This window comes from Prevotella marseillensis (assembly GCF_900625065.1).
Taxonomy (GTDB): domain Bacteria; phylum Bacteroidota; class Bacteroidia; order Bacteroidales; family Bacteroidaceae; genus Prevotella; species Prevotella rara.
The window spans coordinates 739,990-752,502 of record NZ_UYXY01000001.1 but is presented as its reverse complement, the minus strand read 5'-3'; the positions used below and the strand labels follow the sequence as shown (position 1 = coordinate 752,502).

At 41.9% G+C, this 12,513-nt stretch carries 9 protein-coding genes; 3 read left to right on the top strand and 6 right to left on the bottom strand.

What is annotated here, in order from left to right:
* Window positions 1-468 precede the first annotated feature (468 nt).
* The 3 genes from EJL04_RS03195 to EJL04_RS03185 form a co-directional block, all read right to left on the bottom strand.
* Window positions 469-2,844, bottom strand: coding sequence for an ATP-dependent helicase (locus tag EJL04_RS03195; protein ID WP_125104037.1), 2,376 nt, complete (start codon window positions 2,842-2,844; stop codon window positions 469-471).
* Between the two features lie 132 nt (window positions 2,845-2,976).
* The gene (mtgA, locus tag EJL04_RS03190; RefSeq protein WP_021854135.1) at window positions 2,977-3,720 is read right to left on the bottom strand and encodes a monofunctional biosynthetic peptidoglycan transglycosylase; all 744 of its coding nucleotides are present in this window, start codon (window positions 3,718-3,720) and stop codon (window positions 2,977-2,979) included.
* 17 nt (window positions 3,721-3,737) lie between these two features.
* On the bottom strand, window positions 3,738-4,415 hold the full coding sequence (locus EJL04_RS03185; RefSeq protein WP_021854136.1) for a YiaD family glycine zipper/OmpA-like lipoprotein: 678 nt from the start codon (window positions 4,413-4,415) through the stop codon (window positions 3,738-3,740).
* 411 nt (window positions 4,416-4,826) lie between these two features.
* Here EJL04_RS03185 and proS point away from each other — a divergent pair, with 411 nt between their 5' ends.
* Window positions 4,827-6,308 (top strand): proline--tRNA ligase, encoded by a 1,482-nt coding sequence (gene proS / locus EJL04_RS03180; RefSeq protein WP_021854137.1) that lies wholly within the window; start codon window positions 4,827-4,829, stop codon window positions 6,306-6,308.
* Between the two features lie 269 nt (window positions 6,309-6,577).
* Window positions 6,578-7,120, top strand: coding sequence for a ComF family protein (locus EJL04_RS03175; RefSeq protein WP_338142707.1), 543 nt, complete (start codon window positions 6,578-6,580; stop codon window positions 7,118-7,120).
* Between the two features lie 34 nt (window positions 7,121-7,154).
* Here the strand turns inward: EJL04_RS03175 and EJL04_RS03170 are convergent, their stop codons facing one another.
* Entirely contained in the window at window positions 7,155-8,189 is a 1,035-nt protein-coding gene (locus tag EJL04_RS03170; protein WP_125104036.1) for a glycosyltransferase family 2 protein, read from the bottom strand.
* A gap of 1 nt (window position 8,190) precedes the next feature.
* Window positions 8,191-9,528 (bottom strand): tRNA (N(6)-L-threonylcarbamoyladenosine(37)-C(2))-methylthiotransferase MtaB, encoded by a 1,338-nt coding sequence (gene mtaB / locus EJL04_RS03165; RefSeq protein ID WP_021854140.1) that lies wholly within the window; start codon window positions 9,526-9,528, stop codon window positions 8,191-8,193.
* 479 nt (window positions 9,529-10,007) lie between these two features.
* Between mtaB and EJL04_RS16310 the strand changes: the two genes are divergently transcribed.
* Window positions 10,008-10,181 (top strand): PG1828 family lipoprotein, encoded by a 174-nt coding sequence (locus EJL04_RS16310; RefSeq protein WP_164511719.1) that lies wholly within the window; start codon window positions 10,008-10,010, stop codon window positions 10,179-10,181.
* Window positions 10,182-11,148: 967 nt separating this feature from the next.
* Here EJL04_RS16310 and EJL04_RS03160 read toward each other — a convergent pair.
* A complete protein-coding gene (locus tag EJL04_RS03160) occupies window positions 11,149-12,513 on the bottom strand; it encodes a TolC family protein (protein ID WP_125104035.1) in 1,365 nt (454 codons plus the stop codon).

The window sequence follows — 12,513 nt, the reverse complement described above, 5'->3', positions numbered from 1 at the left end:
TATTTCTGCCGAAATAAGTAAAAATAAGATCATCAAACAGCCAAGTCTGTGAGTATTCAGACCAAATACAGTATGTTATCCATCACAAATAAGTAAGTTTCATCATGCAAACAAGTACATTTTAAATCACAAAAAGCCGTCTTTTAGACTGTAAAAGGGCATGTTTTGCAATATAGAACTACAGTCATTAATGCACACTCTCGTCCATCTTCATACAAAATATTAGCAGTCAACGACTTACATATGCACAGCATTTTATTTCAAAAATACCTGTCAAAAGCCGGAATAAATTATTCGCTCAAGAAATGGTCTGCTATTAAAACACAGAAAGATACAGAAATATCGATTTTCAGAACATTCTGTCAAAACGCATATTCACAGAAATGCATTCTCCGGAAAGTATATAAAATAAAAGAGGTATCAGACAAGTTAATCTATTGTCAGATACCTCTATATGAAACAAATTGCTTATCCAATTACTTTAAAACGTGCAAATTTTAGCAGCAGTTGCTTTACGCCGGCATTCTTAAACTGCACAGTAGCTTTTGTATTTTCACCCACACCTTCAAGTCTTATAACAGTTCCAATACCAAACCGCTCATGCTCAATCACACTGTTCTCCTTCACCTGGCTTGAATTTGCCATCGACTTTTTAGCAGAAACAGCGCTTGACGCTGCAGCCTGAAGACGCCTGAAACGAGGCGAAAATGTATCAGACACAGGAGGAACGTCACGATGAACAGCTTCACGCGGCTTAGGATCAGCCTTAAACTGACTAGCCACAGGCCGGCTGTTCTGCCACCTGTTGTCAGAAGAAAACAACGACCCTCTGGAAGAATAAGAAGATGTTGCCCTCATAAATATATCCTTGGCATCTTCAACGTCAACAAACTCAGGCGAGATGTCTGTCAGAAAACGGCTCGGCGACTCCATCTCAACCTTTCCATATCTGTAACGGTTCTTTGCGTATGTCAATATACAATGGCGTTCTGCACGCGTTATCGCCACATAAAGCAGTCGTCTCTCCTCCTCCAGTTCACGCCTGCTGCCCATTGACAGAGAACTCGGAAAGATATTCTCCTCCAGTCCAACGACAAATACCACAGGGAATTCAAGTCCCTTGGCGCTATGCACAGTCATCAGCGACACACGTTCACCGTCAGCTCCGTCGTCGCTCTCCAGGTCTGTCTGCAATGACACTTCCTGCAAGAAGTCTGTAAGATGAACCTCATCAGCACGGCCTTCTTCTTTCCTGCCTTCAACAAACTCCTGTATACTGCCAAGCAATTCCTCGACATTCTCCTGACGGGCTATGTTTTCGGGAGTCTTATCCTGATATATATCTGCAGAAATACCGCTGGCCTTGACCACTTCTACACCCAAAGCATAGGCATCAACCGTTACAAACTTCTCAATAAAACTACTTATCAGACACCTGAAGGCATCCAGCTTTGTAAGCGTGGCTTTGCTTGGATTAAATCCGTACAAAGCAGGTTCACATATCACACGCCACAAGCTCACTCCGTTTGCGGAGGCCACAGCGGCAATCTTTGCCACAGTGCTGTCGCCTATTCCACGCTTAGGATAATTTATAATTCTCTTAAAAGCCTCCTCGTCGTCAGGATTTACAACAAGGCGAAAATACGCTATGACATCTTTTATCTCCTTACGCTGGTAGAAGCTGAGTCCGCCATAAATTTTATAAGGAATGCTCACCTTTCGCATGGCTTCCTCAAAACTTCTACTCTGTGAGTTTGTTCTATATAGCACGGCAAAGTCATTATATCCGCATCTGTCAGCCCGCTTTATCCGCTTAATCTCATTGCAAACGATAATAGCCTCTTCACGGTCGCTGTATGCCGGTTTAACTGAAAGTTTATCGCCATCGGCATTGCAGCTATAAATATCTTTCGGTATCTGCCGTTCATTGTGACGTATCAGGCTGTTTGCCGCCTGAACAATACGTTTAGTACTGCGATAGTTACGCTCCAGTTTGAACAGACGCGTTCCTGCAAACTGCTTCTGAAAATCAAGGATGTTGTCTATGTTTGCACCTCTGAAGGCATAAATACTCTGTGCATCGTCGCCTACGGCACAAACATGCATGTGCTCTTCAGCCAACAGCCATACAATCTTCTGCTGTACAGAGTTTGTATCCTGATACTCATCAACCAGAACATACTTAAAGCGTTCAGAATATTTCTTGCGTATATCAGCGTCAGAAACAAGCAGACGATATGTATTTATTAGCAAGTCGTCAAAATCCATTGCATTCGCCTTCTTGCAGCGCTCGCAATACGCCGAATATATAGTCGACACAGCCGGCACTTTCTGTTCAGCATCACGTTCTATCAGGCTTCGGGTCCTGGCATATTCATCAGGAAACATAAGATTATTCTTAGCCATACTTATTCGCGCATGAACAGACGCCGGCTTATACACCTTGTCATCGAGTTGCATCTCCTTGATAATGGCTTTAATCAGACTCCTCGAATCACTCTCGTCATATATTGTAAAGTTGCCTGCGTAGCCAAGTCTTTCAGCCTCAACACGCAAAATACGCGAAAATATGCTATGAAAGGTTCCCATATACAGATACCTTGCCACCTCTTCGCCAACAAGCCCTCCTATTCGCTGCTTCATTTCGTTTGCAGCCTTATTGGTAAAAGTAAGTGCAAGAATATTCCATGGCTTCATGCCAAGGCTCAATAAATATGCTATTTTATATGTCAGCACACGGGTTTTACCTGAACCGGCTCCGGCAATAACAAGCGACGGTCCGTCACAAAACTCCACCGCTGCACGCTGGCTGTCGTTCAGCTCATCAAGAAAGGTACAATCCATTATTTGCAATTACATTTAATTTTCATGCCGCACAAACAAATCAAAACGCAAGACGCATGCGCTGCCGGCAATATAAATATTAGGCTAAATTATTAGTCAGAACCGTCATCATACAATTGTTGCTGCTGTATATTATCTCATATTGCGATACACGCCGCCCGCAGATGTCGAAGGGTCGATATCTTCTCCTTCTTTTGGAAAAGATGGTATAAACTTCATTTGCTGCTCTATCTGGCGCTTACGCTTAAGCATATATCCGCTAGGATCTTTTGAACTGAATTTAAGCGGATTGGGCAAAGTGGCAGCTATTAGAGCACATTCGCCTCTAAACAAGTCAACGGCATCCTTGCCAAAATTGTCCTCAGCAACAGCCTGGGCGCCATAAATGCCGGGGCCCATCTCTATCGAATTAAGATAAACTTCCATTATCCGCTGCTTGCTCCACATCAGTTCTATCAGCGTAGTAAAATAAACTTCGAACCCTTTACGTATCCATGAACGGCCCGGCCACAGGAACACGTTCTTTGCAGTCTGCTGCGATATGGTGCTTGCGCCACGCTTTTTCTTGCTCGACATATTATGTTCCACGGCTTTTTCTATCGCCTTATAATCAAATCCGTGATGAAGCAAGAAGCGCTGGTCTTCACTTGCCATAACAGCAACCGGCAGATGAGGTGATATTTTATCCAACGGCACCCAATGATGATGCATCTTGATACTTTCACCGTCCTTTATCTGCTCTGCACAACGGATAAACATCAGCGGCGTGAAATATACGGGAATAAAACGCAACAATACAACAGCAAGAATGGTGGAGCCAAAGAAAGCTACCACCATCCAACGTATTATGCGGCTCAGAAATCTGAACTTGCTCATCTAATAAGTATCAAAAATTAGTTCAATGTTCCGTTATTTGCAGCGTCAATCATCTCCTGGCTTGCATACAGATATACCTCAACACGACGGTTCTGAGCCTGTCCTGCTGATGTTGAGTTATCAGCTACAGGATTAGCAGAGCCATAGCCCTGAACTTTCTGAATCTGATTTGAGCTAACGCCACATGACTTCAGATAAGAAGAAACAGCCTCAGCACGTTTCTGACTCAGAGGAACGTTTATTGCATCATTACCAGTTGAATCAGTATATCCCTGAATGTCAACCGAACATGTGCTGTTATTCTTCAATACGCTAGAGAACTTTGCAAGCTCATTCTTTGATGCTGTGTTAAGGTCTGCCTTATTCAGAGCGAAAAGAATACCTGAATCAAATGTCACCTTTACAGCCTTCAGACCATTTGCGTCAGTAACTTCTTCTACTTTGGCATTATCGAGCTGTGCCTCAGCCTCTTTCTTTACTTTATCCATGTGGTTGCCGATCAAAGCACCGGTACCGGCACCTACTGCAGCACCTACTGCGGCACCTACTGCTGTGTTGCCGGCTATTTTACCAATAATACCTCCGACCAATGCTCCACCACCAGTTCCGATTAACGCACCGGTTCCTGCCTTTGTACTACAACTTACTACAACAGCCGCGCAAAGGGCAAATATTACAACTTTAATTTTCTTCATAATCTAAAATATTTAAAAATTCACATAGACAAAAGTACAATTTTTTTTTATACCAAACAATATTAAAAACATGTTTTTATAATTAAAACCACATAATGATATTAATAATGTATTAAATTGAACATTTTTTAACCTAACATATTGATTTAATTACAACATTTTTTAAAAGAACATGAAGCTGCAATATCACACAAAAACCTATACAATGCACCGGAAGATAAAACAAAGTATGCATCTGTCTATGACAAATATAAATTATTTTATTTAAAATAATCACCAAAGACATTTATGTTGTCAACCTGAGCATGATTTAATTATCATAAAATATCTTTCTTACACTATTTTATTAGCATAATTCAGCTATTTTTAGTAAGTTTGCAGTCAAATTAGAATAAGAAAGCAATTTTTATCATGGCTAAAGAACTAAAAGAACTGACAAAAAGAGCTGACAACTACAGTCAGTGGTATAACGACCTTGTAGTAAAGGCTGACCTGGCCGAGCAGTCTGCCGTGCGTGGATGCATGGTAATCAAACCTTACGGCTATGCAATTTGGGAAAAGATGCAGCACCAGCTTGACCTGATGTTTAAAGAAACAGGAGCACAGAATGCATACTTCCCGTTGCTTATCCCGAAATCATTCCTTTCAAGAGAAGCCGAACATGTTGAAGGATTCGCAAAAGAATGTGCCGTTGTTACACATTACCGCTTACGCGCAAAAGAAGACAAAAGCGGCGTTGAAGTTGATCCCGCAGCACGTCTTGAGGAAGAACTGATTATACGCCCAACATCTGAAACCATTATATGGAATACATACAAAAACTGGATTCATTCATGGCGCGATCTGCCACTGATGTGTAACCAGTGGTGCAACGTGATGCGCTGGGAAATGCGTACACGCCCATTCCTCCGTACATCAGAGTTCTTGTGGCAGGAAGGCCACACTGCACATGCCACACGTGAAGAGGCTGAAGCAGAGGCACAGAAGATGCTTCATGTATATGCCGACTTTGCAGAACAGTGGATGGCTGTACCTGTTGTTCAGGGTGTAAAGAGCGAAACAGAAAGATTTGCCGGTGCTCTTGACACTTACACTATTGAGGCAATGATGCAGGACGGCAAGGCCCTGCAAAGCGGAACAAGCCACTTCCTTGGTCAAAACTTTGCAAAGGCTTTCGACGTTACTTATCTTAATAAAGAGAACAAGCCTGAATATGTCTGGGCAACATCATGGGGCGTTTCAACACGTCTCATCGGTGCATTAATAATGACTCACTCTGACGACAACGGACTGGTTCTGCCTCCGAAACTCGCTCCTATTCAGGTTGTTATTATCCCTATTACAAAGGGAGCCGAACAGCTGCAGGCCATCACCGAAAAGCTTTCTCCGATTATCACTGCTCTTCGCAATGCCGGAATATCTGTTAAATATGACGATGCCGACAACAAACGCCCTGGCTTCAAGTTTGCCGACTATGAACTCAAAGGTGTTCCTGTACGTCTTGTTATGGGCGGACGCGACCTCGAGAACAACACTCTCGAAATTATGCGCCGCGATACTCTTGAGAAAGAAACAGTTCCCGTTGACGGCATAGTTGAACGAGTTGAAAATCTGCTGAAAGAAATTCAGGACAACATGTTCAAGAAAGCCAAAGCTTATCGTGATGCCCACATCTATGAATGTGACAACTACGATGAGTTCAAGGAGAAGGTAAAGGAGGGAGGCTTCTTCCTGTGCCACTGGGATGGTACCGCAGAAACAGAAGCAAAGATAAAAGAAGAAACTCAAGCTACGATAAGATGTGTGCCTTTCGGCGTTGAGCAAACACCTGGAACAGACATGGTTTCAGGCAAACCTGCAAAATGCAGAGTTATTATTGCACGCAGCTATTAATTGCTTAGAAATATGAATATGAGAATGCAGAGGTGATTATGCCTTCTTGCATTCTCATATTTTATTCTGATACTTTTCAAAAACACGTAAAACTATATTTTTCCATGAGTATTTTTATTGAATACATTGTACGCCTGCTTAATTTCATAGCACCAAAACAGTGTGTCGTATGTGGAAAAAGACTTACTATAAGCGAAGACGTTATCTGTGCTGTATGCAACCTGCACATGCCAAGAACGTTATTCTCAAAAAATCCCTATGAAAACAAAATGGCAAAACTTTTCTGGGGGCAGATTAAGATAGAAAAGGCTGCAGCATTGTTCTTTTACGAGCCACATTCAGAAATGAGCCGTATAATACTTTCTTTAAAATATTTCAACCACCCGGAAACAGGCGAACTTATGGGGCGTATGCTGGCAGAAGAGATAAGACAAGACGGATTTTTTGACGGCATAGACCTGATAATTCCTATACCTTTGACAAAGAAAAGGCAAAGGGAACGAGGATATAATCAAAGTATGGAAATTGCCAGAGGAATAAACGAAATAACTAAAATAAAGATTGTCGGCAATGCCGTAAAAAGAAAATCATTTAAGCAAAGCCAGACAAAAATGAACCGCTGGCAACGACAGGACAACGTTAAGGACGTTTTCAGCATAGATAAAGAACATGACCTTGACGGCAAACATATTCTGCTGATTGATGATGTCGTTACAAGCGGTTCTACAATAATATCATGTGCGCAGAAAATCTCAGCACACTATAATAACATAAAATTCAGTGTCTTATCTTTAGGCTTTACCAAAAACTGAGCTCAAACAAGCACATTCCGGCACGTAAGCAGAATCAGTGGCGGTCTCTGCTAATGTTCAGTTCAGAATATTTTTTATGCCCTTTAGCATAGTATTGCCATAATATAGAGAAACCGAATATACCTTCCACGTTATCCGTCTTGCGCATCTGCTGCACTTGTTTTCTTATCTCACGATATTCAGGAAGCCATTTTCTGAATGTTCTTCTGGCTTTAAGTATTGCCTTGAAATCACCTATGCAGCCTGTGGCCAATGACTTGAACGCAGCGACATAATCAAGGAACAAACGCATACGGAACACACTACGCAACCTGTCTTCAGGCAAATTCTTGTAAAGCATCAACAGATTGTTGCGAAAATTAAGATATGTCTTCATCGGATTGTTCTTAGGCAAAGTGCCGCCACCGACATGAAAGACAAAACTGTCTGGTATGCAGAAAATCTTACGTCCCATCAAACGCAGGCGCCAGCACAAATCAATCTCCTCGCAATGGGCAAAGAACCTGGCATCAAAACCTCCTGACGACTTAAAATCTGAAGAACGTATCATCATACATGCTCCCGTAGCCCACAGCACTTCAGCATCGTAATCATATTGTCCGTTGTCAGCCTCAACAGTATCAAAAATTCTGCCGCGACAAAAAGGATAGCCATAACGGTCAAGATATCCGCCACTGGCTCCTGCATATTCAAAAGAATCATGATCTTTCTCAGACAACAGTTTTGGCTGACAGGCTGCAGCCTCAGGATGGTTGTCCATAAACTCCACCAAAGGTGCCAGCCAATGATGGGCAACTTCAACGTCTGAATTCAGCAATACATAATATTCTGCCTCAATCTGCTCCAAAGCCTTGTTATATCCCTCGGCAAAGCCCCTGTTTTTTTCAAGAAGCACCAGGCGAACTTCAGGAAAGCGTTGTTTAAGTATTTCAAGCGAATCATCAGTAGATGCATTGTCTGCAACATAAACAGTTGCATCCTTACGCGAATATTCAAGCACATTAGGCAAAAAGCGTTTCAGCATCTCTGCCCCATTCCAGTTTAATATTACGATAGCAACTTTTTCCATTTTACAATAAAGCTTTTAGTGCTGTTTTATCATGATTGAAGTCACCCAGCTTCACCTTAACGAGCTGATTGTCAAGCCTGTCGTTGTCAGGTGACGGCGGCAGTTCTACACGAATGTAATTTTTTGTAAACCCATGCATGGCTCTTCCTCTGGCAGCCTTCTCAAACAACACCTCAGCCTCATATCCAATGAAACGCTCATAAAAAGCATGAGTCTTATTGTCTGACATATCAAGAAGACGCTTGCTGCGCAGTTTTTTGTCGCCATCAGACACTACATAAGGTATCTTCAAAGCCATTGTACCCGGACGCTCTGAATAAGGGAACACATGAAGCTGAGTAACATCGAGCGACTGAAGGAAGTTGTAAGTCTCTTCAAACAACTCAGGCTTTTCGCCGCGTGTTCCAACCATCACATCCACACCGATAAAGGCATCGGGCATTACTTTCTTTATCAGATTTATCTTATGAGCAAACAACGCTGTATCGTAACGGCGATGCATAAGGCGCAACACTTCATCTGATCCGCTCTGAAGCGGTATATGGAAATGAGGCATGAAAGCCCTGCTCTGAGCACAATATTCTATAAGTTCATCATCCAGCAAGTCTGGCTCAATGCTGCTTATACGATAGCGCTTTATACCTTCTACCTTGTCCAAAGCCTTTACCAAGTCAACAAAACGTTCATTCGTTGTTTCGCCAAAATCTCCGATATTCACGCCGGTGAGAACAATCTCCTTGCCTCCTTCTGCCGCAGCCTGCTCAGCCTGCTCAACAAGCGACGCAATACTCGGATTACGGCTAAAGCCACGGGCATAAGGAATGGTGCAATATGTACAGAAATAGTTGCAGCCATCCTGCACCTTAAGAAAATAACGCGTACGATTACCACGCGAGCAGCTCGGTGCAAAAGTCTTAATGTCTTTTGTCTTCTGTGTATGATATCTGTGCAGCGCCTCACCGTTTTTTACGCCTCCCCATGCTTCAGACAAGAACTGAATAAGGTTGGCTTTCTCGTTAGCTCCAAGCACCAGGTCAACTCCTTCTATCTGGCTCACTGTTTCAGGTTTCAGCTGAGCATAACATCCGGTTACAACGACAAAGGCTCCCGGATGATTGCGCACCATCCTGTGTATGGCCTGTCGGCATTTATGATCGGCAACTTCTGTAACAGAACATGTGTTTATTATACAAATGTCAGCAACCTCGCCTTCATCTGCCGTACTCACCCCCATCTCTGACAACAAACGGCCAAAGGTGGATGTCTCTGAAAAATTTAATTTGCAGCCTAATGTAAAAAAGGCCGCCTTTTTACCTTGAAAGGCTGATGTATCTATCATAATCTAATCTTTCTACTTTTCCGTCCGATTTTAATATTGCAATTTTATCGGACCTGTATTATCAACCATCAGAAAAGAAAGCAATGTCACTGGCATTTACCAACGCCCATCCGGCTGCACATTCCCTGACACATATAAATTCAGGCACATTTGTGCCGTTTCAAATATCCTGCCATGCACACACCTTATTATATATAATGCATACATCTGCTTTTCTTCTGATATTTCTATGATTTTCTCGATGCAAAGATAATAAAAAGTAGGAATTAACAGACACAGTAAAAACTATTTATTAAGCGCCATCCCTAATTAAAAGAAATTAACATTTCGTATTTGATTGACAATCAATTACTTACAAAAAAGTTACAAAAATGAATGAAAAAAATTACTAAAAGCAGAACAACGTATCAAAAAAATGTTTACCTTTGCATCGTTTTAATAAACAAATGATTGTTTTACAGATTTAAAAAGCAAAGAAAATGAAAAAATTAGTTTTAATGTTCGTAGCTATCGCAGCTATCTCTTTCGCATCTTGTGGTAACAAAACAGCTCAGGCTGAGGGTGCTGACACAACAGATACAGCTGCTGTTGACACTGTTTCTGCTGTTAATACAGCTGCTGTTGACACAGCTGCTGCTGACACAGCTAAATAATTTAGCTACAACAGTTAAAAGGAGATTAAAAACCGCAGGACACAGTCTTGCGGTTTTTGCTTTTATATAATCAAGTCATCAAAAGACTTAATAAATCACCATCTACACAAGACTAAATTTTAAAGCCTGCATGACGGCTATGTAAAACACGGCAAATTACGATGCAAAAGGTATGCTTTTAGCTTTCAATATGCCACATATTACAATGCAAGAACTATGCTTTTGCAACAAGAAAAATCATCAAAAACGATTTTCATCATCACCCTAAATATTTTATTACATAACACTTTGACAATAAGTCTGTTATAACGTTATCACCAATAAAATCAGTTCAATAAGTCAAGCTGTGACAATAATATATGTGATGAGTTGGAAAATCAACTCATCACACGTTATAGTACACAAAATCAACAAGTTACATACGAATGTGATGAGTGATGACTTTTTATAAAAAATCATTTACGCTTTATTGCATAACAAGACATCTATCAGATTGCCTTTGAAACAACACCAAAGAACAATCAGCACCACTCTATCAATCTTGACTACATCACAGCCTTACACATAACAATAAGCAAAATATTCAGCCTGAATGAAATAAAATCCGCCAGACTAAAAGTCTGACGGAAAGAATTAATAGAAAATAGTATGAAATAAAGTCATGTTTTTGTGCTGATCTTGGATATATCAAATCAAACGACAAACACTTTCAATTTAATAATAACTCATCAAAAGATGCCGGCAATGATACTATTGCTATACCAAATATCAAACAAGCATACGACAATAATACTTGCCGGCATACAAACCAAAACAAACTAACATTAAAACTTGCGCATATAATCCCAATATTTTTTATTTATGTCAAGTCTGTCATTATTATCCGCTGACGTTTGCTTTCTACCCGGACTAGCAAGCGGATACACATCAGCAAATTAGCCCTGGCACATAAGAATCTGACAAATAGTTAATCACGTCCTCCTCCTAAAGCCTGATACAGGCTTATCACGCTTTGCACTTCAGTAAACATATTGGCAACCTGCTGAAGTTCGGCATTAAGCAACGACTGCTGCGCCGTAAGCACCTCAAGATAATTAGTATTACCATGCTGCATCAAAAGCTTCGTGCTGCGTAATGCTGTCTGCAACGATTCCACCTGCTTGCTGTAAATAGACGTTTTGGCATGACTTGTCTGATAAGCAGTAAGAGCATCGTTAACCTCACTGCCGGCATTCAGCAATGCCTGCTGAAAAGCCAGACGAGCTTCTTCCTGCTGCGCCTTTGATATACGTAGCTGTGCAACATTCTGCCCTTTGTTGAACAGAGGCAGAGTCAACGAGCCTAAAGCCTCTGCCAAAAACTTTCCCGGATTCAGGATTGCCGAACCTACAGCATTTGTCCAACCGACAGAACCGCTCAACGTAATCTGAGGATAAAAGGCCGAACGTGCCTGATTGGTGGCATAGAACGCAGCCTCAAGGCTACGTTCCGCACTTCTTACATCAGGTCTGTTAGACAACATCTGCAAAGGCACACCAACGGTTATGTCACAATCAAGCTGCATCTGGCACAGCTTCCCACGCTGATGCTTTTGAGGAGCCTCGCCCAATATAATAGACAGGCTGTTTTCTGTCTGATTTATCTGCTCCTTTATATCAAGCACAGACGCCCTGACACCATGAAGGGATGCCTCCATCTGTGCAACTGCTGCCTCATTATATTGCCCGGCCTTCATCAAGGCGCGCGCTGTTTCAACAGTCTCTTCCCATGAAGCCATGGTACGTTCAGTCAAATCAAGCTGAGCGTCAAGCATTTGCAATGTATAATAAGCATTAGCAATACTTGCGATGAGCTGCGTACGCACAGCCTGCTTGTAATCTATGCTTTTGGCATAAAGAGCCTTTGCCTGCAGCTTGGCGTTGCGTATACGTCCAAACACATCCAGTTCCCAGCTTGCTGTAATAGGCAACTGATAAGTCTGCGTTGCCTTCTGATTATCGAAACTGCTTACAGAGCCTTGCGGGGCAAAGGCAAACGAAGGCAGATAGGCCAACTTTGCAGCCAACAATGTAGCCTCAGCCTCCTCAATCCTAAGCTGAGCCGACTTATAGTCTGTGTTGTTTGCCAGTCCCTCTTCTATCAGATTCTGCAACAGTGTATCCGTAAATAATTCACGCCAATATACATTGCCAAGACTTGCAGTGTCCGTGCCATACGACAATGAGTCACCATACAGGTTGTCAGGAACTGAAGTCTGCGGCTCATACTTTGTATATATTCCGCAACTGCACATCATAACAGCCGCAAATATCATATAAAACGCTTTCCTCAT

Excerpts from the sequence above, each read along its gene's own strand:
- EJL04_RS03195 (WP_125104037.1), bottom strand. The coding sequence starts at position 2,844 with ATGGATTGTACCTTTCTTGATGAGCTGAACGACAGCCAGCGTGCAGCG.
- mtgA (WP_021854135.1), bottom strand. The coding sequence starts at position 3,720 with ATGAGCAAGTTCAGATTTCTGAGCCGCATAATACGTTGGATGGTGGTA.
- EJL04_RS03185 (WP_021854136.1), bottom strand. The coding sequence starts at position 4,415 with ATGAAGAAAATTAAAGTTGTAATATTTGCCCTTTGCGCGGCTGTTGTA.
- proS (WP_021854137.1), top strand. The coding sequence starts at position 4,827 with ATGGCTAAAGAACTAAAAGAACTGACAAAAAGAGCTGACAACTACAGT.
- EJL04_RS03175 (WP_338142707.1), top strand. The coding sequence starts at position 6,578 with ATGGCAAAACTTTTCTGGGGGCAGATTAAGATAGAAAAGGCTGCAGCA.
- EJL04_RS03170 (WP_125104036.1), bottom strand. The coding sequence starts at position 8,189 with ATGGAAAAAGTTGCTATCGTAATATTAAACTGGAATGGGGCAGAGATG.
- mtaB (WP_021854140.1), bottom strand. The coding sequence starts at position 9,528 with ATGATAGATACATCAGCCTTTCAAGGTAAAAAGGCGGCCTTTTTTACA.
- EJL04_RS16310 (WP_164511719.1), top strand. The coding sequence starts at position 10,008 with ATGAAAAAATTAGTTTTAATGTTCGTAGCTATCGCAGCTATCTCTTTC.
- EJL04_RS03160 (WP_125104035.1), bottom strand. The coding sequence starts at position 12,513 with ATGAGGAAAGCGTTTTATATGATATTTGCGGCTGTTATGATGTGCAGT.